The organism is Oryzibacillus soli (genome assembly GCF_051594765.1).
In the GTDB taxonomy this organism is placed as follows: domain Bacteria; phylum Bacillota; class Bacilli; order Paenibacillales; family NBRC-103111; genus Paenibacillus_AR.
Genome location: NZ_JBPPGJ010000002.1, coordinates 430583 through 457020, shown reverse-complemented (window position 1 = coordinate 457020; position 26438 = coordinate 430583). Strand labels below are relative to the sequence as shown.

Annotated in this window: 25 protein-coding genes and 2 riboswitches; of the genes, 21 read left to right on the top strand and 4 right to left on the bottom strand. The window is 59.1% G+C overall.

What is annotated here, in order from left to right; all coding sequences use genetic code 11:
* The first annotated feature begins 59 nt into the window (after positions 1–59).
* The 9 genes from ACSEXW_RS04025 (at position 60) to ACSEXW_RS03985 (ending at position 5080) form a co-directional block, all read left to right on the top strand.
* Complete coding sequence (locus ACSEXW_RS04025) at positions 60–734, top strand: hypothetical protein (RefSeq protein WP_438444805.1); 675 nt, start codon at positions 60–62, stop codon at positions 732–734.
* Positions 724–1239 carry an accessory gene regulator B family protein gene (locus ACSEXW_RS04020; protein ID WP_438444804.1) on the top strand — a complete coding sequence of 172 codons (516 nt, stop codon included), beginning with the start codon at positions 724–726 and terminating at the stop codon, positions 1237–1239. Before ACSEXW_RS04025 ends, ACSEXW_RS04020 begins: the two co-directional genes overlap by 11 nt.
* On the top strand, positions 1236–1361 hold the full coding sequence (locus ACSEXW_RS04015; RefSeq protein WP_438444803.1) for a hypothetical protein: 126 nt from the start codon (positions 1236–1238) through the stop codon (positions 1359–1361). The genes ACSEXW_RS04020 and ACSEXW_RS04015 overlap by 4 nt, the downstream gene beginning before the upstream one ends.
* Before the next feature lie 25 nt (positions 1362–1386).
* Positions 1387–1722 (top strand): LytTR family DNA-binding domain-containing protein, encoded by a 336-nt coding sequence (locus tag ACSEXW_RS04010; RefSeq protein ID WP_438444802.1) that lies wholly within the window; start codon positions 1387–1389, stop codon positions 1720–1722.
* A gap of 163 nt (positions 1723–1885) precedes the next feature.
* Positions 1886–2254 carry a hypothetical protein gene (locus ACSEXW_RS04005; RefSeq protein ID WP_438444801.1) on the top strand — a complete coding sequence of 123 codons (369 nt, stop codon included), beginning with the start codon at positions 1886–1888 and terminating at the stop codon, positions 2252–2254.
* 308 nt (positions 2255–2562) lie between these two features.
* The gene (locus ACSEXW_RS04000) at positions 2563–2772 is read left to right on the top strand and encodes a YneF family protein (RefSeq protein WP_438444800.1); all 210 of its coding nucleotides are present in this window, start codon (positions 2563–2565) and stop codon (positions 2770–2772) included.
* A gap of 120 nt (positions 2773–2892) precedes the next feature.
* Positions 2893–3537 carry a TetR/AcrR family transcriptional regulator gene (locus ACSEXW_RS03995; RefSeq protein ID WP_438444799.1) on the top strand — a complete coding sequence of 215 codons (645 nt, stop codon included), beginning with the start codon at positions 2893–2895 and terminating at the stop codon, positions 3535–3537.
* Positions 3530–4117: a GTP cyclohydrolase I FolE gene (folE, locus tag ACSEXW_RS03990; protein WP_438444798.1), complete on the top strand. Its 588-nt coding sequence runs from the start codon at positions 3530–3532 to the stop codon at positions 4115–4117. Before ACSEXW_RS03995 ends, folE begins: the two co-directional genes overlap by 8 nt.
* A gap of 138 nt (positions 4118–4255) precedes the next feature.
* Positions 4256–5080 (top strand): DUF4085 family protein, encoded by an 825-nt coding sequence (locus tag ACSEXW_RS03985; protein WP_438444797.1) that lies wholly within the window; start codon positions 4256–4258, stop codon positions 5078–5080.
* 144 nt (positions 5081–5224) lie between these two features.
* Here ACSEXW_RS03985 and ACSEXW_RS03980 read toward each other — a convergent pair whose 3' ends face one another.
* Positions 5225–6541: a Fe-Mn family superoxide dismutase gene (locus ACSEXW_RS03980; protein ID WP_438444796.1), complete on the bottom strand. Its 1317-nt coding sequence runs from the start codon at positions 6539–6541 to the stop codon at positions 5225–5227.
* 164 nt (positions 6542–6705) lie between these two features.
* On the opposite strand from ACSEXW_RS03980, the gene ACSEXW_RS03975 reads away from it, so the two are divergent.
* Entirely contained in the window at positions 6706–7449 is a 744-nt protein-coding gene (locus ACSEXW_RS03975) for an IclR family transcriptional regulator (RefSeq protein ID WP_438444795.1), read from the top strand.
* Between the two features lie 60 nt (positions 7450–7509).
* Here the strand turns inward: ACSEXW_RS03975 and ACSEXW_RS03970 are convergent, their stop codons facing one another.
* Both ACSEXW_RS03970 and acnA read right to left on the bottom strand, forming a co-directional pair.
* Positions 7510–9171: a copper amine oxidase N-terminal domain-containing protein gene (locus tag ACSEXW_RS03970; protein WP_438444794.1), complete on the bottom strand. Its 1662-nt coding sequence runs from the start codon at positions 9169–9171 to the stop codon at positions 7510–7512.
* Between the two features lie 145 nt (positions 9172–9316).
* The gene (gene acnA, locus ACSEXW_RS03965) at positions 9317–12022 is read right to left on the bottom strand and encodes an aconitate hydratase AcnA (RefSeq protein WP_438444793.1); all 2706 of its coding nucleotides are present in this window, start codon (positions 12020–12022) and stop codon (positions 9317–9319) included.
* 242 nt (positions 12023–12264) lie between these two features.
* On the opposite strand from acnA, the gene ACSEXW_RS03960 reads away from it, so the two are divergent.
* The 11 genes from ACSEXW_RS03960 to ACSEXW_RS03910 all read left to right on the top strand — a co-directional run bounded on the left by ACSEXW_RS03960 (position 12265) and on the right by ACSEXW_RS03910 (position 21955).
* Positions 12265–13260, top strand: coding sequence for an amidase domain-containing protein (locus ACSEXW_RS03960; RefSeq protein WP_438444792.1), 996 nt, complete (start codon positions 12265–12267; stop codon positions 13258–13260).
* A gap of 5 nt (positions 13261–13265) precedes the next feature.
* Positions 13266–14246 carry a D-alanine--D-alanine ligase family protein gene (locus ACSEXW_RS03955; protein ID WP_438444791.1) on the top strand — a complete coding sequence of 327 codons (981 nt, stop codon included), beginning with the start codon at positions 13266–13268 and terminating at the stop codon, positions 14244–14246.
* A gap of 51 nt (positions 14247–14297) precedes the next feature.
* The gene (locus tag ACSEXW_RS03950; protein WP_438444790.1) at positions 14298–14630 is read left to right on the top strand and encodes a hypothetical protein; all 333 of its coding nucleotides are present in this window, start codon (positions 14298–14300) and stop codon (positions 14628–14630) included.
* A gap of 152 nt (positions 14631–14782) precedes the next feature.
* Positions 14783–15781, top strand: coding sequence for a UV DNA damage repair endonuclease UvsE (gene uvsE / locus ACSEXW_RS03945; RefSeq protein WP_438444789.1), 999 nt, complete (start codon positions 14783–14785; stop codon positions 15779–15781).
* Positions 15782–15867: 86 nt separating this feature from the next.
* Positions 15868–15958, top strand: a riboswitch (cyclic di-GMP riboswitch).
* A gap of 75 nt (positions 15959–16033) precedes the next feature.
* Positions 16034–16249: a hypothetical protein gene (locus tag ACSEXW_RS03940; RefSeq protein ID WP_438444788.1), complete on the top strand. Its 216-nt coding sequence runs from the start codon at positions 16034–16036 to the stop codon at positions 16247–16249.
* Positions 16250–16792: 543 nt separating this feature from the next.
* Entirely contained in the window at positions 16793–17632 is an 840-nt protein-coding gene (locus ACSEXW_RS03935) for an electron transfer flavoprotein subunit beta/FixA family protein (RefSeq protein WP_438444787.1), read from the top strand.
* Positions 17633–17670: 38 nt separating this feature from the next.
* Entirely contained in the window at positions 17671–18744 is a 1074-nt protein-coding gene (locus ACSEXW_RS03930; RefSeq protein WP_438444786.1) for an electron transfer flavoprotein subunit alpha/FixB family protein, read from the top strand.
* Positions 18745–18746: 2 nt separating this feature from the next.
* Positions 18747–20057 (top strand): FAD-dependent oxidoreductase, encoded by a 1311-nt coding sequence (locus tag ACSEXW_RS03925; RefSeq protein WP_438444785.1) that lies wholly within the window; start codon positions 18747–18749, stop codon positions 20055–20057.
* On the top strand, positions 20054–20341 hold the full coding sequence (locus ACSEXW_RS03920) for a ferredoxin family protein (protein WP_438444784.1): 288 nt from the start codon (positions 20054–20056) through the stop codon (positions 20339–20341). Before ACSEXW_RS03925 ends, ACSEXW_RS03920 begins: the two co-directional genes overlap by 4 nt.
* Before the next feature lie 133 nt (positions 20342–20474).
* Positions 20475–20558: riboswitch (cyclic di-GMP riboswitch) on the top strand.
* Positions 20559–20678: 120 nt separating this feature from the next.
* Entirely contained in the window at positions 20679–21452 is a 774-nt protein-coding gene (locus tag ACSEXW_RS03915) for a glycosyltransferase (protein WP_438444783.1), read from the top strand.
* A complete protein-coding gene (locus ACSEXW_RS03910; RefSeq protein ID WP_438444782.1) occupies positions 21452–21955 on the top strand; it encodes a GGDEF domain-containing protein in 504 nt (167 codons plus the stop codon). Before ACSEXW_RS03915 ends, ACSEXW_RS03910 begins: the two co-directional genes overlap by 1 nt.
* Before the next feature lie 53 nt (positions 21956–22008).
* Here ACSEXW_RS03910 and ACSEXW_RS03905 read toward each other — a convergent pair whose 3' ends face one another.
* Positions 22009–26433, bottom strand: coding sequence for a hypothetical protein (locus ACSEXW_RS03905; RefSeq protein WP_438444781.1), 4425 nt, complete (start codon positions 26431–26433; stop codon positions 22009–22011).
* Positions 26434–26438 lie beyond the last annotated feature (5 nt).

Sequence of the window (26438 nt, the reverse complement as noted above, 5' to 3'; positions counted from 1 at the left end):
CGATATAGTAGACTACATGAGAGATTTGTCACTATTTGCGAGAAACGGGAGTGTTCGACTTGGCTGACTTTATCCTCTATATGCTCTTTTCGATTTTGGAAACCGGGGCCATGTTCATCTTGATGTTCAGAATCTTCAAAATCGATCTGCTGCGAAGAGAGATGCTGTTCTCCGCTGTCGTCATGTCCTTCGTTTCACATACGCTTCGGGTCGTTTACGGCTTCAGCACCGTGGATGTGATCGCACAGTTCCTGCTGATGTTCCTGTTCGTCTGGATGCTCTTCCGGATCCATGTCTTCTATGCGGTGATCATGACCGGGATGACCTACCAGGCCTACTTTGTGCTTCAGACCGTCTATTATTTCGTCTTCTCCGAGGCCGGTCTCTTCGAGTCCAAGATTCCGGCGGTCACCCAGAGCGCGACCTACATCCTGCAGTTCGTTTCTGCGGCGTCGGCCGTCTTCATCGGCTGGCTGCTGGCCAGAAGGCGCAAGGGCTTCGACTTCGTCCCGGATCAACCCCGCGGCAGACTGCGCTTCGTCCGGCACGATTGGATACTGCTGGGCCTGAATGTGCCGTCCTCGGCCGTCATCATCCTGACTCTCTTCCTGACCGGGTACTTCGGGCAGGAGGGGTACATGGTCATTCCGGTGCTGTATGCGCTGCTTCTATTCGGCTATCTGTACATCTCCCATCAGAAGGATTGGAACCAGGATGAATCATTTGGCCTTTAAAATCGCGTCGGCCCTGAAGCGCGCTGATCCGGACGGGCCGGTCTCCGTAGGGGTCATGCATTATGCCCTCCGGATTCTGCTTAATACGGCCTTCATCGTGGCGGCTTCCCTGCTCTTGGGAAGCTTGGCGGGGAGGACGGAGGCCGTCCTCTTGACCTTGGTCAGCCTGATGCTGCTGCGCATGTCGTCGGGAGGGGCCCATATCCGCTCCGAATGGGGCTGCAATCTGTTCTCCACCGCGGTGTGTGCGGGCATCCCGATGGTGCCCGCTCTGCCGTCCAGCCTGCTCTTGGTCTTGAACGCGGCAACCCTCCTGATCATGCTGCTCCTCGCTCCGCGTCCCGACTCCAATACGCGAATGCCCGTCTCATGGCATCCGCGGCTGAAGCTTCTGTCAGCCGGCATGGCCGCCGCCAACCTGCTGATCGGATCCCAGGTTATGGGACTGGCCTTCCTGGTACAGTCTGTAACAATAATCCCATGGAAGAAGGAGGAGCCTGCATGAAGCGTATTCAACGTTATGCCGCGCGCCACGCATCTGCAATGCTGGCGGTCTGTGCCGGAGTGTTCGCCGTTATCCTGAAGCCCTTGTATAACAGCCCCGAATTGCCGGAAGAATTGAAGTAATTGCCGAGAGTTTGGAGATGGGAGAATGCGGGTTCTGAAGCCGGATGGAACGCCTCACGAGATTCGTGAGGAGGAGATTCTTTACTTTTCCAGCTATCAAAATACCTTATACGTCCATACGGAGGAAGGCGAGTTCATTTATCCCATCTCCCTCTCGGAACTGTACGCCGCATACCGGCCCGTCGGTTACGAAAGACTGGACCGGTCCAATGTGGTGAACACCCGGCAGGTCTCCGAATATGACCCGGAACGGAAGGCCGTGATGTTCCGCGGAAGCCCGGGCAGCTATGCCCCGGTGTCCGAGCCCAATGAACGCAAGATCAAGAAGCTCCTGAATGACCGGGAGCGGGAGGAGACCTGACAAGGTCTCTTTTTAAGTCTCGACTTCTGGGAAAACTTATCAATTTATCATAGGTGGCCGGGAGTTGTAAATACCCATTTACCCCGCGAAAAGGGAAGGACTGGAAGTTAAACCCGTGTTATCATGTGGGTATAAGGTCCCGAACGGACAAGGGGGAAGCGGCTTGGAAGGACAACAGGATGGGTTGGAGCAGACGAGGGGCTCCACAGATAGCGGCGGCGATCTCCTTCATTCAGAGAAGCTCGGATACGGTCATCTTGACACACTGCGGGATACCATAGCGGAGAGGCTCCAGTGTCTCAGCCTAAAGGAGCAGGCGGCATGGTCTCATCATCGGCCGACGGCGCTGGACGAGCTGGAAGAGGATGACTTATTGGAACTGTACGTGGATGCGATCCTGTTGGAGACCGAGGAGGAATTCGTCGCGTTGATCGAGGAGATCTTCCAGATCAGGGGCTGTGCGGATCGGTTCCCGATGGACAAGATCGAAGCCCGGCTGGATGTCAGGCTCCGCAGAGGATATCGGGCTTGAAGAACAGAAACCTCATCTTGACCCGTTGGAGGGGCAGTCTCTCCAAGGGTACGGGATGAGGTTTCTTGTCGGCGAGAAGCGTTTCCAAAAGACTCGTGGAAGGGAACCCCGAGCCTGCCGGCTTCTGCGCGTCAGCATATGGCGGGAGCCTCCTAATGGACGGTATTTGGTAGGAACGGACCATCATAGCATAGCGCTTTCCATGGAAAAATAACAGATATTGCGGCATTTGTATGCGATCTTGCAACATGCTATGATAGAGAACGACGGCCTGGGAAACAGGCGATGGAAGCCGAGGTGACGGACGGATGTGGAATGTGATCCTGCCCATAATCACGCTGATTGTTGGAGCAGCGGGCGGTTTTGCCGGCGGCGTGTTCTACCTGCGGAAGCAGATCGAGAAGATGCAGTCGAACCCGGAGATGCTGCAGAAGATGGCGAAGCAGATGGGGTATAATCTGAACAACCAGCAGATGCGGAAGGCCCAAAGCATGATGAAGAACCAGAAGCTCAGATAACGGCAATCTTCCGGCTCGGTACCGGCGGATGGGCGTGCCCTTGGGGCGCGGGCATCGGGCCGGCAGAGTCCGGCTTCCAATAGAACCTACCGGTACTATCTAGAGTTTGGAGGGAAGGGCTTGGCGGGCGGCAGCAAAGCGAAGGTGGTCCTTGCGGCGATGGAGCTATTCCACCGGAAGGGGTTCCAGTCCACGGGGCTGGAGGAGATTCTTAGCGCCAGCGGAGTCTGCAAGAGCAATTTTTATTATCATTTCAAAAGCAAGGACGAGCTGGGTCTCTCCGTCCTGGAAGAGAAGATGCGGGAGATGCAGCGGGACTATATCGAGCCGGCGCTGGGAGATTACAGCGTTCCGCCGAGAGAGCGCCTCATTCGGTTCTTCGAGGGTATGATCCGCTTCTGCGACGAGAACGGCTGCAGCCGGGGCTGCATCTTCGGGAACATGACTCTGGAGCTGGCGGACCATCATGAGGGCATCAGGAGCCGTCTGGTGGTGTTCTTCCGGGAGCTGGAGACCCGGGTTCGGGATACCCTTCAGGAGGGCGCCCGTACGGGCGGTATCGCGCTTCAGGGAATGCCGGCGGACGAGCTGGCTACGGCCGTCGTCTCGCTGCTGCAGGGCGGCATTCTGCTGACGAGAGGGTACAAGGATACCTCGCCGCTTGCAAGCGGCCTGCATTTATTGATCCGGTTCATCGGAGGCGTCACCCATAACGAGCATACGGGAAGCAATCCCGGCACACAGGAGGATGTACTTCATGGCTAAGGAATACAAGAACGCACAGGTTCAAGCGAACCGGGAGCAGATTGAGCACCATGTCCGCGAGATTCTTCGGCTGATCGGAGAGGATGTGGACCGGGAAGGACTGCTGGACACGCCGGCCCGGGTTACCCGGATGTATGAGGAGATCTTCGCCGGCTACAGTGCCGACCCCCGCGAGGTCTTGGGCGTCACCTTCGACGAGCAGCACGAGGAGCTGGTCATCGTGAAGGATATCGTCTATTACAGCCAGTGCGAGCACCATATGGCGCCGTTCTTCGGCAAGATCCACATCGGCTACATTCCGAGCGGCAAGATCGCGGGCCTGAGCAAGTTCGCCCGCCTGGTGGAGGCGGTCACCCGCAAGCTGCAGGTGCAGGAGCGGATCACCTCGGAGATCGCCGACATCCTGGATCAGGAGCTGAAGCCGCACGGCGTTATGGTCGTGGTGGAAGGCGAGCATCTGTGCATGTGCGCCCGCGGCGTCAAGAAGCCGGGCAGCAAGACCATCACCTCGGCGGTCCGCGGCTACTTCCGCAACGATGCTCCCCTGCGCGCCGAGTTCATGTCGCTGATCAAGGAATAAGCTCATATCGGTCCTCCGCCCATGGTTCATCCGGGGCGGGGGATTTTTCTTGTTTCGCCCGGCCGGCGCTGGCCGCGGAACTTTTTTCGCTCAGGTCCGTCTAAGGGGTGGAAACATTTGGGCGAACGGAGGTCCGGGATGATATACTTCACGGCGGAATGGTATGAACGGATGCAGACGTGGGGGCTGTTGCTGCTCCATGACGATGAAGCGTCGCTGCAGGAGATCAAGGAGGGCTGGCGGCGGGACGGGCGCGACTATGACGAGGAAATGACCGCCGGCTTCCGGATGGCGCTGCCCCAGCTGCGCAAGTATGTGCCGGAGCACCTGCTGGAGCTGATGGACGGGGGAAGGCTGCGCTGCATCGTCCCGCCCGAAGAGAAGGCGGCGCCCATCCGGGAGTGGCTCGAGGAGGAGAACCTGCGCTCGGAGGAGCTATACCACACCTACGAAGAGCATTTCCGCCGGATCGAGCCTCGCCTGCCGCCCGGGCTGCGAGAGGTGCTGGATCATTATTCGTTCCACGATGCGCTGATCGTGGCGGCCCTGCAGCTGCAGGGCACGGATACGCTGCATCTGCTCCTGGACTGCAGGGGAGCTATGAACTTTACCGGCTGGTGCACGATCGTATTCACCGGCGTTCGGGAGGTGGAGCTGCCGGAGGATCCGGCAGGCTTCAGCTGGCTGTACGGGGAGGTGGACGTGCCGGAAGAGGGTGGCTTCGAGCTCCGGGTCCTCCTGTACCCCCGGTTCGGTCCGGACGTCTGCCACATGCGGGTGGTGGCCGAGGACATCCGATTGGAGGATATCCGGCCGCTGAGGGAGTACTGGCGGGTGGAAGAAGGCATAGAGGAGCCGGGCATGGAGCACCTCTGGATCGAGCTGGCGGAGGAGCTGGAGCGGGACCGGGAAGCGGGCCTGCTCCAGGCTCCGCCTCCGTCGGGAGAGGAGGGGGAGCTATGACCGTCCTGCTGCTGGCCGCCGCAAGCTTCGTCCTTCCGCTGGCTCTGGGCTCTCGCCAAGCGATCCAAGGCGGATGCCGAGGAGGAGGTCCGGAGCCACGCCAGTGAATACCACGGATTGAAGGGATAGAGAGGCCATTCCGCATCAATACGGCATCCACTTCAGCTGGCGGGCCGCCTCCAGGCGGTCGTTGACATGCTTCCAATGGATCACGTTCCACCAGGCGTCGATGTAAGTAGAGCGCTCATTCCGGTACTTCAAGTAATAGGCGTGCTCCCAGACGTCCAGCGCCAGCAGGGGGATCACGTCCCACTGGGACAGGTTCTGATGCTTCTCCGCCTGGAGAATCTCGGTACGGTGGCTTCTCGGGCTCCAGACGAGCAGGGCCCAGCCCCCGCCCTCCACCTTGTCCGCAGCCTCGGAGAAGTGGCTGCGGAAGGCATCGAAGCTCCCGTAATCCTTCTGGATCTGGGAGGCGATGGCGCCTGAGGGGCGGCCTCCGGCCCTTGGAGACATCGAGAGCCAGAACAGGGTGTGCAGATAATGGCCGGCTCCATGGAAGGCCGCTTCCCGCTCCCAATGCTTCACCAGCGCATAATCGCCGGTCTTGCGGGCTTCGGCCAGCATTCTTTCGGCCTTGTTCAAACCATCGACATAAGCCTGGTGATGCTTGTCGTGGTGCAGCCGCATCGTCTCTCCGTCGATATGGGGCTCCAGGGCATCATAAGCATAGGGGAGCGGGGGCAGGGTGTGGCCGCCGACGGGAACGGGGAACAGCTCATGAGCCATTGCGGCAGACCAGGTTCCCTCGCCGGTGGCGGTATGCTCCTCTGGCTGGGTAACGGAAGCATCCGCCGGTTCCCGGGGCGTCTCGCTGCGGGTAAGGGGCTCCCTGCCGACGCCGGTCTGACTGCGGAGCGATTGCTTCAACGGAAAGAACGTGGCGGAGGCGAACGACTGCCCCAGACGCGACAGGGGCTGCCCCTGCTGCTCGGACGGCTTCGTTTCCTCCAGGGCGGGGGGCTGACGGTAAGGAGCGGCTCCAGACGTGAAGGACTGCAGGACGCCGAGGAAATATTCCGATTCCCTGATAATATGGCGAATCACGGTCTGGGCGGTGGGATTGGCTCCGACCGCCGCACTGTGGGACAAGAGATAGAGCAGCTGGCTGATGAACGCCTGGGACTGCTCGACCGATGCGTGCAGCAAGCCTTCGATTTGCATTTGCATGTAAGGGGTGACCCCGGCAGGGGAGCGCAGCACGGCTTCGATCCAGGTTCCCGCATCGCTCTCGGAACGGGCGAACACCGGCTCCCATTCCTTCAGCAGCCGGACATATTCCGGCTCCAGATGCCGGGTGAGCTCCCGGATGACGACCGTATGCTCCTTCTCCTGCATTTTCCAGAACCGGATTTCCTCCAAGAGACGCAGCGGCATCAAGGCGCCGTATACCGTTAACATGGCATAACCTCCCGCATACTCAGGAATGCAGCTATTATTCCCACTATATTCTTCAAGTAGGTTGGACTATGACGAGGGAGTCTTTACGACCGGAGCCGGATGGCATATACTAGTAGTAGAAACTTTGTTTCGCAGGATGAAACATCGATCGTGAGGAGATCCGGATGGACGACGGGAAAATGACGGTGCGCGCCGTGGAACGGGCGCTTGATATTTTGTTATGCTTCACGGAGGAGGGAGAGCTCAGCCTGACGGAGATATCCGCCAAGGTCGGGCTGCACAAGAGCACGGTGCACCGGCTGCTGGCGTCGCTGGAAGGGAAGGGCTTCATTCTCCGGAGCCCGTCCACGGAGAAGTACCGGCTGGGGTTCCGGCTGTGGGAGCTGGCCGCGAATCTGTCCCAGAGCGATGATCCGGAGGTAGTGCTGCTGCCGGAGATGGAGCATCTGCGGGATGAGCTGGGGGAGACGGTCAGCCTGTATGTGCGGGATGGGCTGGAGCGGGTGCGGATTCAGGCCGTGCAGAGCAGCCAGGCCATCCGCCGGGTGGCGCCGGTCGGAGCGAGGCTGCCCCTCTATGTGGGAGCCTCCAGCAAGGTGCTGGTGGCCTTCGCCGACGCATCGGTGCTCCAGCAGGTGCTGGACTCCGCCGATTGGCCGGCGGCCATGGACCGGGCCCTCTTCGTCCAGCAGCTGGAGGAGGTGCGAGCCAGCGGCTTCGCCATCAGCATTGAGGAGCGGGAGGTCGGAGCGGCCGCCGTGGCGGTGCCCGTCTTCAACCGCTCCCAGAAGCTGGCGGCGGCTCTGGCCGTGTCAGGCCCCTCCAACCGCCTGACGGCAGAGAAGATGCGGGAGCAGGCGCCGGTGCTGATGGCCTTCGCCGCACGCATGGGCAAGATGCTCCATTAGACGTAAGAAAACTCCGGACCGCCCGACGGCGGCTCCGGAGTTTTTCTTTTTTGGGACGAACTATTCCAATGTGACCGTGACCATCTTCTTCTGCTCGTTCCAGGTAATCTGGGCGCCGAGCGCATCGGCTGTGGCCCGAAGCGGGACGTAGGCCGCATTGCCCTTCAACATGGCAGAAGCGGGAGCTTCTACGGCTGCGCCGTTGGCCTGGGCGGTGGACGATCCCATGGTCCAGGTAATCTTTTTGCCCGTGGCAGGGGCCAGCAGGGTCAAGCTCTCATCCTGGGCGTTCCATTCGGTCTTGAGCCCCAGCATGGGAGCCAGCATATTAGCCCTTACCATGGCGGTTCCGTTCTCGGAATAGGCAGGGAAATATTCCAGATAACGCTCGGATACGGGGAACTGGGCCGTCTTGCGGGTGACGTGAAAGTCCTGCTTCAGGACCTTGTACAGGGTGGACTGCGGATCCACGATCCGGAGCAGATCTTCGGCACGGGTCATGTCGTTAGCCGGAATGCCATCCTGGGTGGAAAGAATATCGGCCTTCACCGCTTTGCCCTGGTTCCAATTGCTGAAGCTGGAGACGACCTTCAGGCCGGACAAGCCTTCTTCTGCGCTTCCTTGCGGCAGTTGGAAGTTAAGCTCCATGTCGGTGCGACGGACTTGCAGGCTGCTGTCCACGTAGATGGCGCCCTTGAACCGGTTCTGATCGTTCAAGAAGGTGCCGGCTCCGTTCTGCGGCGCTTCCAGCTGTCCCAGCATGGCCAGGAGCACGACCATGACCTGCTTCGATTCGGTATGGAGCACTTCGATGGCCGTATCCCGGTCGGAGAGAAGGCCTGTGACGATGGACGAGAACGATTGCTGCAGTCCCAAGCCAGCCGCACCGGACATCCCGGACATCGGCATCGGTACCGAGCCGTCCGCGCCGGGCAGAGCCGGCTGCGGCTTCGGTTGCTCGCCGGCTGCTGCAGCCTTTTTCGCGGCCTCGTCGAGGACAGGCTTCAGCGCATCATACAGCTGGGCGACCACGGCCTTCAGCCCTTGGTCATCCTGCATCAGCTTCACCAGATAGCCCTTGATCCACGGGATCAGCTCCTTGCCGTCCAACTCGGTTCCAACCTTGACCAGGTTCAGGTCTTCGCCGTGGATCTTCTCCTTCACGGAGGTGAAGGAGGTGTTCTTCGGGTTCGGCATGTTCTTGAACAGATAGCCGTAGACCGGCTTCAGAAGCGCCGGATCCCGCAGCTTCTTCTGCAGCTCAGTCATGAGCTGCTGATCCTGACCAGGCAGGCCGGGTGCCGCTCCCAGGGCCATGCTTCCCGCCCCGGTTTCCTGCAGATCGAATACGATGGGCTTGGCGGCTCCGTCCACTTGGAGAACCATTACTTCGGGGGTAACGGACATCTTGAAAGGAACGGAACCGCGGGGAAGCACCAGGGCTCCGCTCAGGGAGGCGCGCTCCGGGCTTTCATTGATCACCTGGTCCATACGGATCGTCAGGGGATTAATGGCTTTCAGCAGGTCCGCTTCGGGGCCGGAAGCTCCGTCTGACTTGAATTCTATGGTGATGGCGCCGCTGCCCTCCGAGGATTGCACCTCCATCATACGCTGGAAGGCGCCGTTCAGGTCCACGCCTCCGACGGCTTGGCATCCGGCCGTTACGACGACGGCGAAGATTAAGGCGAGCATGGCACAAGCTTTCATGAATCTGACTTTCATGGTTCTCATCCGCTCCTGTTCTGTTGTTCTGTAGTCTACTCTCTAGTGGGATCCAAAAAATGTATGAGTTTCCACCTATACTCATTCGTGAAAAACAAAGAAACTCCTGCGAGTTCGCAGGAGTTTCACATTTGACCGGCTCGTGTTACGCCATGAGCTGGCGCAGAACGGTCTGCAGAATTCCGCTGTTGCGGTAGTAGTCTACGTCCACCATGCTGTCCAGACGGACGGCCGCCGGGAATTCGAAGCTGGTGCCGTCGGTGCGGGTAGCCTTCACGGTGACCTTCTGGCCCGGCTGGACCTGATCGGATAGACCGGAGATGTCGAAGGTCTCGGTGCCGGTGATGCCGAGGCTCTTCCAGCTGGCGCCGTCTACGAATTGAAGCGGAAGCACGCCCATGCCTACCAGGTTGGAGCGGTGGATCCGCTCGAAGGACTCGGCGATGACGGCCTTCACGCCCAGCAGGAAGGTGCCCTTGGCCGCCCAGTCACGGGAGGAGCCGGTGCCGTATTCCTTGCCGGCGATGACGACCAGATTCGTGCCGTTGTCCTGGTACTTCATGGAAGCGTCATAGATGGACTCCACCTCGCCGGTCGGCAGATAGGTGGTGACGCCGCCCTCGGTGCCCGGAGCGACGGCGTTGCGGATCCGGATGTTGGCGAAGGTGCCTCGCATCATGACCTCGTGGTTGCCGCGGCGGGAGCCGTAGGAGTTGAAGTCCTCCTTCTTCACGCCGTTGTCGATCAGGTACTTGCCTGCCGGGCTGTCAACCTTGATGTTGCCCGCCGGAGAAATGTGGTCGGTGGTGACGGAGTCGCTCAGAAGCGCGAGAGCCTTGGCGCCGCCGATGTCGGTGATGTGCCCCGGCTCCGGAGCCAGGTCGATGAAGAACGGCGGCTCTTGGATGTATGTGGAGGAAGCATCCCACTCGTACAGCTCGCCTTCCGGCACCTCAATGGCGTTCCAGCGCTCGTTGGCACGGAACACGTTGCTGTATTTGTCCCGGAACATGGCCGGGTTCAGGGCGCTGTTCACGGCAGCTTGGATCTCGGCATTGGTCGGCCAGATATCCTTCAGGTACACCGGCTGGTTGTTCTGGTCGTAGCCGATGGGCTCCGTGGTCAGGTCGATGTCCACGGTACCGGCCAGCGCATAAGCGACGACAAGCGGCGGGGAGGCCAGATAATTGGCCTTCACCTGGGCGTGGACGCGTCCTTCGAAGTTCCGGTTGCCGGAGAGGACGGCGGCGACAGTCAGGTCGTTGTCGGCGATAGCCTTGCTCACTTCATCCGGCAGCGGGCCGCTGTTGCCGATACAGGTGCCGCAGCCGTAGCCGGTGATGTGGAATCCCAAGGACTCCAGGGAATCCAGCAGGTTGGCGTTCTTCAGATACTCGGTCACCACCAGGGAGCCCGGAGTCAAGCTGCTCTTGACGTAGGCCGGCTTGGTCAGGCCGCGCTCGACGGCTTTCTTCGCCACCAGGCCTGCGCCCAGCATAACGCTTGGGTTGGAGGTGTTGGTGCAGCTGGTGATGGCGGCGATGACGACGGCGCCGTTCTTCATGACGGACTTCTGCCCGTTGGCGAAGGCCACCTCCACCTCTTCACCCAGCTTATCCTCGGACAGGCCATAGCCGCCCTTGTCGATGGGGTTGCGGACGATGGTGTTGTACGTTTCCTTCATGGCGGTCAGCTCGACGCGGTCCTGAGGACGCTTCGGTCCGGCCAGGGACGGCACTACGGTGGACAGGTCCAGCTCGATGACGTCGGTGAATACCGGATCCGGTGTGGCGTCGGTGCGGAACATGCCCTGGGCCTTGTAGTAGGCCTCGACCAGAGCAATCTGGTCCTCGTCGCGGCCGGTCAGGCGCAGGTAGTTCAGCGTCTCGTTGTCCACCGGGAAGAAGCCGACGGTAGCGCCGTATTCCGGAGCCATGTTGGCGACGGTCGCGCGGTCAGCCAAGCTCATGCCGGAGAGGCCCGGTCCGAAGTACTCGACGAACTTGCCGACGACACCCTTCTTGCGGAGGATCTGGGTGACGGTCAGAGCCAGGTCGGTGGCGGTTGCGCCTTCAGCCAGCGTACCGGTCAGCTTGAAGCCAATAACCTCCGGCGTGACAAAATACAGCGGCTGCCCCAGCATACAAGCCTCCGCTTCAATACCGCCCACGCCCCAGCCGACGACACCCAGGCCGTTGATCATGGTGGTGTGGGAGTCGGTGCCGACGAGGGAGTCCGGATAAGCGACGGTTTCGCCGTCTACGGTCTTCGTAGCGGTGACGGAAGCCAGATACTCCAGGTTGACCTGGTGCACGATGCCCGTACCCGGAGGCACGGCGCGGAAGTTATCGAAGGCGGTCTGCGCCCAGCGCAGGAACCGGTAACGCTCGTTGTTGCGCTCGAACTCGACCTTGGTGTTGTATTCTTCGGCTTCCTTGCTGCCGAAGGCGTCGACCATGATGGAGTGGTCGATGACCAGATCCACGGGGACGAGAGGGTTGATCCGCTTCGGATCCCCGCCGGAGGCCTTCATGGCGGCGCGCATGGCGGCCAGGTCGACGACGACCGGTACGCCGGTGAAGTCCTGCAGCACGATGCGTGCGGGAATGAACGGAATTTCCTTATTGGCGTCGCGGCTCTCCGCCCAGCCTGCAATCTGCTTCACATGCTCTTCGGTAATGGCGCGGCCGTCGAATTGGCGTACGGCGGCTTCCAGCAGCACCTTAATGGAGAACGGAAGACGGTCGATGGAACCGAATTGCTTGGATAAGGCCTTCAGGTCGTAGTACGCATACGATTTGCCGCCAACGTCAAGGCTGGCGCGCACCCCATACTGGTCTTTGTTGGACACGTTGTTACCCTCCTGTACCCCGTTAAGGGTTCTTTTTGTCGTTTCACAGAGTGAAACGCGATTTCAAAATATCGCTTACCTTCAGTATAACGTCTGACCCCTTATTCGTAAATAGCTATGTATACATGAGCGAACCATTTTTTTCATATATTGTACCGGAGTTTCTTCCGTTTTAACCGCATGCGGACGGTCCGATCCGGCCTGCTGCCGCCTGCCATCATATGAAAGGGGAGGGGAACGGCATGTCCTGGAGGGTGGCTCTGTACGATTTCATCCATGCCCGCAACCAAATGGAGGTTGACTATGATTGGAGCGGACCCGTCCGGGCAACCGGAGACGAAGCGTATGCCGAGCGGCTGCGCCTGCTCCAGGACCGGCGCCGCAGACAGCACCGGGAACGGGGGCTGGTTCCCCTCTCCGCCGAGACCCGGCTGCGGATCCTCGATGTGCGGCAGGAGGAAGCTCAGGTCTGTGCCGGCATCATGCTGCAGACTCGCTTGGAGGGCGAGAGCCGGGGCGTCCCCTGCGAGACCGAAACCCAGCAGATCGAAACGGTACTGCTGACCGTCAAGCCTGGCGGCAAATGGATGATCGCGTCCGTTTCACCCCGCTTGTCGGAAAGCTCGGAAGCCGCCTCCTCTCCGACGGCGCTGGAGGCAGGGGAGGAGGACATCACCCTGCCGTCCGTCCAGCCGCTTCTAGTCCGGGAGAAGCTGGCCCCCTGGAAGACGGGCGGCCGTTATAACCGGGAGCTCGTCCGGCAGTATGCGGAGCGGTATTGGAATTCAAGCAACCCCAAATTCATCCAATTCGATGTGGATTGCTCCAATTATGTGTCCCAATGTATCCTAGCCGGCGGAATTCCCATGCATGACACCGGCCGCCGGGAGACGGGCTGGTGGTACCGGGGGAGGAGCGGAAGCCAGGAGCTCTGGAGCTACAGCTGGGCGGTGGCCAACGCGCTGCAGGCCTATCTGAGCGGCACGAGACCTTCCGGTCTCCGAGCCGTGGCGGTCGATTCCCCGAAGAAGCTGGATATCGGGGACGTGATCAGCTACAGCTGGGACGGTGACGGCCGTTACGGGCACAGCACCATCGTCACGGCCTTCGATCCGCAGGGCATGCCGCTGGTCAATGCCCATACCGTCAACAGCCGGCACCGGTATTGGGACTACTCCGATTCCTATGCATGGACGGAGAGAACGAAGTACAAATTTTTTCATATAGGGGATGAATAAGGCTGATGGAGGGGAATCGAGACGGCAAGATCAGAGTCGGAATCAACGGATGCATTCCGGCCCTTACCGGGGATGCTGCCGGCAGGGCCGCCTTCTTGGACCCGGAGCGGTATGAGGTGTCGGTGCTGCCGGAGATTCCGTCCGGCGGCTTCCCCGATCCAGCTGTGCTGACGGGACTCCATGCGGTGCTGCCGCTCTGTGGAGACGGGGGGGCAGAAGGGGTGGAGAGGCATTATTCCAGCTTGGCGGAGCTGATGGGAATTCCCATGGCGGGGCCGGATCTTCGCCAGTGCGCTCTGGGAAGGGACCGCTCCGTGATCCGGCGTCTGTTGGCCCATTGCGGTCTGCCGCAGGGCCTCTTCCGTACCTTCACGCGGGAGCGGTATGCCGGCAACGGAGCTTACTATGTGGCGGAGATCGAAATGGCCGTCGGGTATCCCTGCCGGATTTATCCCGCCCGCTCCTGCAGAGGCGGCGGGATCATCTGCCGGAACCGCGCTGAGCTAGAGGCGGCTATGGAAGCGGCATTCTCGGCGGATAGCCGGGTGATGGCGGAGGAGGAAGTCCCCGGCCGTGCGCTGTTCGTCGCGCTGCTGGCCGGCAAGGTGCCGCTTCAGAGCGCCATCGGAGAGGGGACCCCGGTGCCCGATGCGGCGGCGGACTCCGCTAATGGGGCCGGCATAGTACCCGGACAGCCGCTGGCTCCAGCGAAGCTGCCGGAAGAGACGGCGCAGCAGCTCGGACGGCTGGCCCGTCAGGCCGCCGACCTGCTGGATGCATCCGGCGCGGTGCTGATCCGCTTCGTGGAAGCGGCCGAGGACGGCCGCCTTTTGGTCGATGCCGTCGAGCTGGCCCCGGACCTCCGCCCCGGTGGGGCATACGCCGGTCTGTGGGAGCTCTCCGGCATACCGTATCCGGAATTGGCCGCAAGGCTGGTGGATTACGCCATGGGGAAAGGAACGGGGAGCCCGGCATCGGATGAATAAGGGGATGAGCCTATGGTATCCTTAAGAGAAAGGATAGAAGGAGGCGGACATATGGGATTCGCGACGGAGTTCAATTCGGTATGCAAGTTCAAGCGAACGCAGGAGCTGTACGATCTGTTGGAATACGGCCGCGGCAAGATGGTCAAATCCGGCTTTCGGGTTTTTCCGGCCGGCCAGAAGGTCATCGCCTATTCTCCGGATAACAAGGCGATCGCCATCGTGAAGATTCTGGCGTCCATCGCGGAGATCAACTTCCAAGGGGAGGAGATTACCCAAGTAGAGATGGAGCTGATCCGGCTGCTGACGGAGGAGGAGGCCCGCATTCAGACCGCTCTGGCTCACGAGATGTTCTTCGGAGAGCACGAAGCGGGCGGAGCCGTTTGATGCAGCAGGGGGCTGCGGCGGAATGAAGGCCATCTATGGCCTTCATCTCCCAAGCACCCCATGTCCCGCACGGAGAGGAAGGCTGCCGGAGAATGAAACGGCGGGAACCCGGGTACGGTATAACGGACTATACTGCGCGGGAGGCAAAAAGTGTGATCGTACGATTCGGTTACGTAGCCATGTCCACCTCCGTAAGCAACGCTTCTCCGTCCAAAACGATGACCGCCACCAGCTTCGCCAAGCTGGAGGACCGGGAGGCCGCCATCCGTAAGCTGGAACGCCTGGCCTCCGAGAACATCCGCAACACGCTGCGGCTGCTTCGCCATAACCGGGCCCACGACATCCGCCTGTACCGGTTCTCCTCCAAGCTGATCCCGCTGGCCGGCCACGAGCTTCTGAACGGCTGGGATCCGATGCCCGCCTTGGCGGATGACTTCGCCGAGCTGGGGGAATATGTCCGGCAGCACCGGATGCGGACAAGCTTCCATCCCGACCACTTTACCGTGCTGTCGACGCCCCGTGCGGAGGTGCTGAAGTCCTCCATGGCCGACCTGGAGCGGCACCACGCCATGCTAACGGCCATGGGCCTGAACGGAAGCGCCAAGTGCAACATCCACATCGGAGGCACCTACGGCGACAAAAAGAAGGCCCGGGACCGCTTCATCCGGCACTTCGAAGAGCTGCGTCCGGAGGTTCGGGGCCGCATTACCCTGGAGAACGACGATAAGACCTTCACAGCTCTCGAGACCCTGGAGGTCTGCGAGGAAGTGGGGGCGCCGATGGTGCTGGATCTTCACCATCATATGGTGAACCATACCGGAGAGGATGCCGCGGAGCTGTGGCCGAGGATCGGCAAGACCTGGGAGGGCGCCGGAACGGATCCGGAGGCTTCCGTCGGTCTCCCCGCCCTTCCGCCCAAGATCCATGTCTCCAGCCCGAAGAACGACAAGGATGTCCGGGCCCATGCGGATTATGTGGAGGCCGCTCCGCTGGCCGGCTTCCTACGGGCCGTCGCCCCCATGACGCCCGCTCTGGATGTGATGATCGAGGCGAAGATGAAGGACGGAGCCTTGTTCAAGCTGATGGAGGAGCTGCCCGGCCTGGAAGGAGTAAGGCGATTGGATCAGGCCAGTGTGGAAATTGAGACTTAAGACTCAATTTTTCCGACATTTGGAATTACCCTTTGACAAAATCTGCGAGTCACGGTATCGTTAACTTAATACCAACGAACCATTTCCACTGAAAAAGGCAAACCTGCCGAAAGGCAGCGACGCAAAGCCGCGGGTCTAAGGTCTCCGAACGGGGACCACGACAGCCGGGCCGCCAAAGGGATGCCCTCCTCCGGGAAGCACCCGGGGGTTCTTTTTTTTCCTGTGGAAAGGAAGAGAGGAGATCGCGCAACAATGGGGGCTATGCTGGCCAAATCGTATATGTCGCTCCAGCGGCAGACGAAGCTTCAGAGCAATGTGCAGGAATTGGGTGAAATGTTGGGCAGTCGGCAAGTGGCCGAAAGCATCCTGGCGAACATGCTGGGACTGGAATCGGTGGAGCTTCAGGACCTGATGCAGCATCTCGGAACGATCTACACTCATCAGCAATTCCGGACCGGAGCACTCTAGGTCGAAACCGCCTGCATGCTGACAGGAATCATATGGTTATTAAGAACCCGTCATTGCTGGCGGGTTTTTCATTTTATTGGGTGTAGGTGGGACCGTATTCCAGAAACTGTGTAAATCAAAATGCCGGCACTGTACTAGTGAAATAATTCACGAATGGAAAAGGCAGCATGGGGTGGCTCCAGTCAGAAGTCCATAGCAGTAAGCATAGGGCCAGATGGGGCTTGCATGCCGAACTGGTGAACAAATCTATCCATCCGCACCCATATCAGGAGTAGAAAGGGGTTAAAATAGCGCTTTCTTATGAATTTATGTCAAAAGTTTGACAGCTGATAAGCAAAATGGGGGTCTGCAACAAATGAATTTATTCACAATGTAGGAATTGTGTTCAGGCTGTGGAATTCGTGGAATATGGTGATAGCGGGGGAGATACAGCACTAGCGAAATTCTAACACAGATTTATGAAAGCGCTATCATTTCTAATGTAAAAATCATTATAAAGTCCGCCGCTTACTCCCGGTTCCGGCGGAACAACGAAAAACGGAGGTGCTTCACTTGCTGCATGTAGTTGTTTGTGTCAAGCAGGTGCCCGACAGCAGGGAAATCCGGATCGATCCGAAGAACAACACGCTGATCCGGCAGGGCGTTCCCAGCATCGTCAATTTTTATGACATGCACGGCTTGGAGGAGGCGCTGCGGCTGAAGGATCAGTTCGGGGCCCGGGTGACCGTAGTGACCATGGGCCCTCCGCCGGCGGAGAAGGGATTGAAGGAATGCATCTCCCTCGGGGCGGATGAGGCGGTGCTGGTTACCGACCGGGGCTTCGCCGGTGCGGATACGCTGGCCACCTCCTACGTGCTGGGCTTGGCGATCCGGAAGATCGGAGAGGTCTGGGGCCCCGTAGACATGGTGTTCTGCGGGAAGCAGACGCTGGACGGAGATACGGGGCAGGTTGGTCCCGGAGTGGCGTGCCGCTTGAACATGGACCAGCTGACGTATGTATGCAAGGTGGCGGACGTCAACCCGGAGACCCGGCGGGTCCGGGTTCACCGGCAGATGGAGGACGGCGTAGAGGTGACGGAGACCTCCATGCCGGTGCTGCTGACGGCGCTGAAGGAGCTGAACAAGATCCGGCGGGCCACGCTCCCCGGCATGATCCGGGCGGCGAGATACAAGGCGGCGGTCTGGACGGCGGCGGATTTCCCCGAGCTGGATAAGACGAAGATCGGTCTGAAGGGCTCCCCAACCATCGTGGGCAAGACCTGGGTGCCGGAGCTGAAGAAGGCCAACACCGTACGGGTGGAGGGCGCCACCGCACAGGAGCTTGCAACGGATCTGGCCGGCAAGCTGTGGGCGGAGGAGCTGCCGAAGCGGCTGGGCTGGTAAGCGGCATGGATAACGGGAGATAAGAGGAGGGGCATGCGATGAGTGAAGAACGGTTGGAGACGGCGGCACCGGATTGGTCGGCATACCGCGGCGTCATGATCGTAGTGGAGCACCGGCGGGGAACGGCCAAGAAGGTATCCTGGCAGCTCCTGGGGGAAGGGCGGAAGCTGGCCGATAAGCTGGAGGCGCCGCTTCTGGCGCTGGTGATCGGGCACCAGGCGGAGCATCTGGCCCAGGAGGCCATCGCTTACGGAGCGGACCGGGTCTATCTGGTGGAGGCGCCGGAGCTGCTGGATTACCGGACCCGGCCCTATAGCGAGATCTGCCTCAAGGTATTCCGTGAGGTGAAGCCGGAGATCGTCCTGTACGGAGCGACGGCGACGGGAAGAGACCTGGCGGGGGCCATCGTGACCCACCTGCCCACGGGTCTGACGGCAGACTGCACGGAGCTGGACGTGGAGCCACATCCCTCACGGCTCCTGATGGCGAGCCGACCAGCTTTTTCCGAGAAGATGATGGCGACGATCCTGTGCAAGCAGTACCGGCCCCAGATGGCCACGGCCCGGGCGGGCGTGTTCCAGGCGCTGCCCAAGGCACCGGAGCGGACCGGCGAGATCGTCCGGATGACGGAGACCTTCGAGGAGGCGTCCATCGCGGCCAAGGTCCTTGACTTCATCGAGGAAGTGAGCCACGTGAACCTGGAGGAGGCGGAGGTCATCGTCGCCGGAGGCCGGGGCATGGGCGGACTGGAGGCGTTCGCCATGCTCCGGGAGCTTGCGGATGCGCTGGGCGGAGAGGTCGGGGCAACCCGTGCGGCGGTGGATGCCGGCTGGGTGGGCCACGAGCGGCAGATCGGGCAGACGGGGCATACGGTGAGGCCGAAGCTGTTTTTTGCGGTGGGGATCTCGGGAGCGGTGCAGCATACGGTGGGCATGCAGAGCTCGGACATCATCGTCTCCATCAATAAGGACCCGGAGGCGCCGATCTTCCAGATCTCCCACTACGCCATCGTAGGAGATCTGTTCCAGGTGGTGCCGGCCATAACGGCCGAGATTAAAGCGCGGCGGGGCGGCTTGTCCATGCTGGAGACCGCAGCAGCGGGAGGGGTATAACCATGAATGAGAAATTCGATGCGGTCGTCGTCGGCGCAGGCCCTGCGGGCAGTGCGGCGGCGCTGACGCTGGCCCGTGCGGGGCTGAAGGTCATCCTGCTGGAGCGGGGCGAATACCCGGGCGCCAAGAACGTCTTCGGCGGCGTCCTCTACCGCCAGCAGATCGAGGAGCTGGTGCCGGATTTCCTGTCGGAGAAGAATCCGCCTATCGAGCGGTATATCGTGGAGCAGCGCATGTGGATGATGGGCAAGGACTCCTCCACGATGCTGAGCCACCGGAATGCGGCTTACAGCAGCCCATATAACTGCTTCACCGGCCTGCGGGCCAAGTTCGACCAATGGTTCGCAGAGAAGGCGGTAGCGGCAGGCGCACTGCCGGTCTACGAAACCTGCGCGGTCGACGTGATCCGGGAAGGCGACCGGGTGGTGGGCGTGCGGACGGACCGGGAGGACGGCGATATCTACGCCGATGTGGTCATCATCGCCGACGGGGTCAACTCCCTCCTAGGCAAAGCCATGGGCGTGCACCGGGAATGGAATCCGGACGAGGTATCTCTGGCCGTGAAGGAGATCATCATGCTCCCGAAGGAGAAGATCGAGGACCGCTTCGGGGTGGAGGGGGACGAAGGCGTCACCGTGGAGTTTATGGGCGAGACCTCCAAGGGGATGGCTGGCATGGGCTTCATGTACACGAATAAGGAATCGATCTCGCTCGGCATCGGCGTCATGGTCGGCCACCTGCGGGAGAAGAAGGTGAAGCCTCACGAGCTTCTGGACGAGGTGAAGAAGCATCCGTCCATCCGCAAGCTGATCCAGGGCGGCGAAGTGAAGGAGTATGCGGCGCATCTCATTCCGGAGGGCGGCTTCCACTCTATCCCGCCAATGTCGGGCAGCGGCTGGTGCATTACCGGCGACGCCGCCCAGCTGGTCAACTTCGTGCACCGGGAGGGCACGAACCTGGCCATGGTATCCGGCCGTCTGGCCGCTGAAGCCGTCATCGCCTGCAAGGCGAAGGGGGATTTCAGCGCCGCCGCCATGAAGCAGTACGATCAGGCGATCCGCGCTTCCTTCGTCATGGCGGACCTGAAGAAGTACAAGGGCATGCATAAGCTCCTGAAGGAGCAGGATCCGGAGCTGCTGTTCGAGAGGCTGCCCCGGGCAGTCAACCAGGCGGCGTATGAGATGTTCCTCGTGGACGGCGCCACCAAGGCCGAGAAGCAGAAGAAGGCTATGCAGCTGATCAAGCAAGCCGCCGGCGGCACCATGAACCTGGTGAAGCTGGGCGTCAAAGGATGGAGGTCGATCAACGGATGAGCCAAGCTGCCATTACGGATAAGCTGTTTTCAATCCGGTACAAGTGCGACGATGCGTCCCACCTGGCCGTGAAGAGCGCGGAAGTCTGCGTCCGCTGCACCGGCAAAACCTGCACCACCGTCTGTCCCGCCGAGGTGTACGAGTGGGATGCGGCGGCCAAGGTGAACCGGGTCGCTTACGAGAACTGCGTCGAGTGCGGCACGTGCCGCATCGCCTGCTCCTCGGACAACATCGAATGGCGTTACCCGAAGGGCGGGTACGGGATCACGTATCGATTCGGATGAGTCGATAGTCACGTAAATTATGGCCCCACTGTGAAAACAGTGGGGCTTTTTGTCCAAATATTCGGACATATAGTAGAAAAGGTCTATTGAGAACCGGGAAAATCATGAAATATAATGTAAATAAATGTAGATTACTGTAGATGGATGCGATGAGATTGAAGCCTTATCTGGGCACTTGGCTTCAATGGAGCAACTAGTGCAACCGGCCATTTCCTTATTTGGAATGGCCTTTTGCTGCGTTTTAACCAAATAATGGGATGACCCGGCTTTACCAGCTGATTGAACCGAACCGTTGTACGGATGGGCACCAGACAACTTAACCAAAGGGTGTGTGTACATGGATCTCAGCATTGTTATCCCCTGCTACAAGGAAGGCCGGGTATTGTCGGAAACGGTACGGTATATCAAGACGCTGGCGGAGCATACGCCGGAGATTGGAACCTTTGAGATCATTCTGGTCGTGGAAAAATCCGAGTCCGACACCCTGGCGGTCGCCCGGGAGCTTGCGGCTTCGAATCCTTGCGTCACCGTACTGGACAATGACCGGTGCTACGGCAAAGGCTATTCCGTTCGCCGTGGCGTACTGGCCAGCAGCGGCAAGATGATTCTCGTGAACGATGCCGACCTGCCTGTCCCCCTGGAGAAATATTTGGGGATCATGCTTTGGTTAAGCAAGAGCGAGAAGGTAGGGGCGGTCTATGTAACCGCATTTGGAGATAAGGTATGTTCGAGAACCAGGGGCTTCGGTCGATCTGCGATGACGCTGGGATTATTCGTTCTGCGCAAGCTGGTCTTGGGTCACCGGATATCGGATACCCAATTCGGCTGTAAATTGTATCATGGGGACCTGGCACGCCGTCTCTTTCTCAGACTAACGGAGACGGGATTTCTCTATGAGCTGGAAATGACCGATCTCATTGAGATGTCCGGCTACTTGATCGAAGAATGCTCCGTCCGGCTCACACATCTATCGGAGGAAAGCAGCGTCAATCTGCGGGCGGTATGGTCGTCCTTGATTGGCTTTGCGGATTATGCTCTTGTGAAGAGAAGAGCCATCAACAAGAGCCTGCGGTCCCCCACTACCGCTCTGCCGGTTGCGGAGCATAAGTAATGCGGCGGATATGGAGCAAGCTGTTCGGACTGCGGCCGGCAACCGCCATCTTCGACAGAGCGACCGGAACCTATAATCGGCACTATGCCGAGAAGATCTTCCCGGAACTGGCTGATGAGGCACGCAGAAGCGGGAAGCAGCTAACGATCCTCTTAATTGACTTCCGGGGGTTCCACCGGTGGAAGGAGAGATTCGGCAGAGCGAAGGGCAATATGATTCTCTCCAGGTTCGTCAAGGAGCTTCAATGGGGGCTTCAGCAGGAGGATCGGGTCTGCCGGCTGTCCGGGTACGACTTCATCCTGCTCCTACCGGATGTGGGTGCGGACCGTGTGCCGGAATATTGCCACCACATCTTCCAAGCGATCAAGCGGCTTCCTGTGGACATCGAATGGTCCTGTGCTGCCATTCACTGCCCGCCCGACAGCCGGAGCTTGCCTGAATTGCTGGAGGAGGCCTACGGAAGGCTTGCTCTACCTCCGCTGCACCGCGATGATCCCCGTTAAGAGATTCTGCGCCAGAAAAACGACAAAGCCCCTGCCAATGGCAGAGGGCTTTGTTATTTTCCTGGGGTTGACGGTCTGATGAGACGGTGGTAAACGAGCAGTCCGGCCCCGGCAAGATGAAAGAGAACGGAGACGATGAGAAACAGAATGTAAATTCCGTTTAACACGGGGTGAATGGAGATCCTTCCGGACGCGTCGTTAGATTCCAATTGAAAACCGTTGTGCAGCAGGTTCATGGAGAATGGCGTGGCTATACCGTCACCGTGCAGCTGCCAGATCGGATGATAGGCCTCGTTCGAAATAACATACCGGGCGTTGCGGGCACGGAAGCCATCGGCATCAACGGTTAGCTCGGGGGCAGCGGAGGGCTGCTGCACCTCGGCGGGAAGCATCGCGGTGCTCTCCAGCTTCACAAGATCATCCACGATGTAGAGTTGGGAGCTGCGCACGGTCAGCATCCCATCGAGGTCCTTGTTCCCGTTATAGAAGAAGCAGGGTTGCACCCACCCGTCTACGGGTGCTTCCGTCATCAGATAGAACCGGGTGGAGCCGGGCTTTTCGATAAGCTCGGTATATTTCGATTCCGCCAACAGTCCGTTCCCGTCTAAGAACATGAGCTTGGTATGCAGATTCTTCAGGTTTTCGAAGCCCGCCTCGGCTTGGAAAACGAGAAGCTGCCCCTTCTTCACGGGAATGCGGTTCAAGCCGATGATAAACCAGCGGGGACTGGAGGTGCGGGCGCTGCGGAAGCGGGCACCGTCTGCGTTGAAGCCGGCGGAATTCAAGGAAAGCGTCTCATGATTCATCATGTAGTAGGTCAGCAGATTCTGTTCCAGGTCAATCTGATTCTCCGGAACTCGAATCTCATCGTCACCTAGCACGTGAGCGCTTTTCAGCTGTGCCTGATTGGGTGCTGCGGATTGCACGGACATCTCGATCTTATAGGATCCTTGATGAAGCAGGACGGGCTTGAAGGCATATTCCTTCACATCCCAGCCGGGAAGCGCCTGATTCCGGAGACGAAGGAAGTAGTGGTTCTCTTCAACCTTCACCTCGTTGTAAAGGCCCTCCATGCTGCGATTCACCTGTACGGGTGCCGCCGCCGCAGGCTCCAGAACGACGGGAGCCCCTCCGGTCTCAGGAAGAAAGGAGATCCGGACCCGGCTGCCGTCTGGAATTGAACCGTTCAGTAAGAAGGAATACTTGCCCTCCCGCAGGATATCGATCGTCTTCGAGACCGTGCCGGACGTGACAGGGACGAAGGATTCCATCAAGGTATTCGGATAAGTCCGTATATCGGACATAGTGTCCAAGCGGATTGGGGAGTCCACGGTATAGTGCTGCGAGACCAGACTGATGTCCGCCTGAGAGCCTCGCAAACGCTGTGACAAGTCTTCACGGATCGTTGCATATTGTGCTGCAGGAATGGTGATGACGGCGTTGACCACATTCAAACCGCTCATGGGGGTGATGTCCAGCTTGCCGTTCAAGGGTAGTTCCCCCAGATCCACCCATACCAGACGGTTTTCAGAGCTGCGGGTATTCAAGCTCATCGAACGCCCGGTTGAATCGGCAACGGACAGGCTTCCCCCCGAAACGGACCGGAACAGCCGGATAAAGGTGCGATAGCTGGAGGAGCTATCGGCGGCTGCGGTTGGAACGGCCACCGTCAGCCGGTTCGGCACGACGGAAGCGGAGATGTCGCTGATCTGAAAATCATGGATGGTAAAGTAAATATTTTGACTGGTATCATCGGAGCTGAGAAGCTGAACCTCCATATACCGGGTATCCTCCGGAACGGCCGTATCGTTGTACATCCGGGCCTTGGTGAAATTGGCATCCGAGCTGTCCTTATTGATGTAGGCCACCTGGAGCTCCTCCAGAGCCTCGTTTAGAAACTTGACTTTAAAATGCATCTTCCCGGCATGAATACCGGAAACCACGGCTTCGATACGAAGGAACTGCGGCGCAGCTCCGTCAAAGTGAATCCGTTTGGAGTGGGCCGTCTGCCAAATGGCGGAGCCTCCGGAATACTTCGAGACGGTTCCGGACAGCACGGCATCCTCCTGGCCCGAGTCCGGAGTATATTGGAGCGAGAAGAGACTCGGATTATCCGGGACGAAGAAGTTGTCCCATAGGTCTTTTGTGGTGACAATCGGCTTTCCCTTGATCAGATCGGCTTTGTAGGAGGGCTCCGCTACCCGGCTGGAGGTGTAGGTATAAGCAATTCCTTCTCCATAGTCGTAATCCCATTCGTTGGTCTGAATATGGTTGGATTTGATGAGCCAGCTCCAGTCCGGTGTCTTCATATAGGTCTTCGCCCAGCCATTGTAGGGGTTTCCCGTGTTAATGACCTGGAAGGGAAAGGAGAAGAACTTCCTGTCCAATAAGGGGAAGGCCATATCATGCCAGCTGTCGCCCACGATCAAGTCTTGATCGGCGAGGGAGGGCTGCTGAAGCCTCTGCGGGGCCCAGACGAGAGCGGTCTCTTTGGTCTCCAGCTTCAGCCGGGCGCGGTAATCCAGCAGCCCCATAAGGCTGCTGAGTCCATTGGTGGCATACACCAAACGGTTGGAGGCGGACAAATCCGCTTGCGTGTCGGGGGTGCGATACAGCCGGATCGGGTCGTTCCTGTAGTGAAGCGACAAGTCGGGCTGGGATTCCAGGACCTTCAGATTGTACTGCTGCCGTTCGTCTTGGCCGTACACATCCTGATGGAAGCCCAGTTCATTAAACCCGGACCAGGAGAGGAGGGAACCCAGATGCTGTGCTCCCCCCGTATCCAAGAGAGATTGGATGAAGGAATGGAGGTAAGATATAATCCCCGAGTTTCCCTCGTTCTGCGTGATGGTGGGCTTATGGCTGGAGTACATGTGGAAGTCTCCGCTGGACTTCATCTTCATCTCCGTGTCCGTCGTGTTCCAGTCATAGCTGGAGATGCCGTTGGAGACGAGCATGTTCTCCATGGTCGGATTCCACAGAATCTTGCCCCCTGGAAGATAGCGGTCCTGCACCTCCGTATAGGCCTTGGGCACGCTCCGTCCGGCATAGTAGTTGTCGGCGAATATGTATTCGTAAGGACGGTAATATCCCACGAGGCACAGCAGGAGAAGCAGGATGAAGCTGATGCGGACCAGGGCATGGTAGCCGGAATATTCAAGGAAATGAACGAACCGGTCAATGCCGAAGGAGAGGAGGACGGCGAAGAAGAGAGCCATCGGCCCGATCAGCTTGTTCGGGTCCCGGAAGATATGCCCGATAATCGGAATCTTGGTCACGACGAAGACATTGACATCACGAATGACGGCCGTATTCACTCCCAGAGCGATTAACAGGCTGACGGCGGCGCACCAAGTGAACAAGCGGATATAGAAGTGCCAGCCGTACCGGTAAAAGACGGTGTAGGCGATAAGGGCCAGGAATACGCCGCCTCCGATCCAGAAGCCCGTATCCAAATAGTGTTGGGTATTGAACATGGGCCACCAATAGGAAGCCAGATAGAGCACATGTGGAATGTCGCTGTATCGGGAGAAAAGAGTAAGCGTATCCGAAACATTGACGTTTTGCGGTTCGATGGACAAAAAGAAGGTGGATGCGAAATAAGGGATGAGCCAGTAGGAAATGAAGGGAACAACCCACAGTCCCATAATAAGCAGCTTCCGCCAATAATGCTTCCAGACGCTTAGAGCCGGGCCGGAACGGTTCATTAGATCTCTGCACAGGAAAACGAGCCATAGGAGTCCCATGGTGATGGAGTAATAAAAAAAGTAATGGATGGCCGCACAGCCCAGACTGAATACAAATGCAAGCTTGACGGCAAGAATATGCTCTCCCACCGCATGCTTGCGCCGGAAGTGGCGATGGCGTGCTTTCCCCCGCCTAGTCCCTGTTTCCTCCATCGTGGCTTCCGGAAGGGGCGCATCCTCGGGGCTCTTATAGTTCAGAAGCTTCAGGAAATAGAGGATGACCAACGGGAAGAAGGCATAACCGACCACAAGAAAAATGTGCTGAAGCCGGATGATCACCCATGGATTCAAGGCATAAAACAGGGAGGGAATCATGAGTCCGGCCAGGTGCAGCGGGCTTCGGAAGTCACCGAAGTGCTGCTGAAGCAGCGTGCGGCATAGCCTGAACATGCTCAGGGCTGAGAAGACCAGACAGAACAGAATCAGGCTTCGAAGCAGGAAATGCGGCAGCAGGGAGCCGAAGCCTACAGATAGCAGGTAAAAGGGGAAAATAAAATCGAGCCGGGATAAATTGAAAAAGTTCGTGGATGAAAAATACTCGTTGAACAGCCCGAAAATCCGGGTGATATACGTACGGTCGTTGATCCCAAAGTCAAAATCGCTGAACACCAAATAACCAGATGGATACCATACGTTCCAGGTGGCCAGCGCGACCAGGACGCCGATGCAGACCTGGACCAGGAGATGAAGAAGGCGTTCCTTCTTATCGGAAGGGGATTGTGAATGTCTCATCGCGG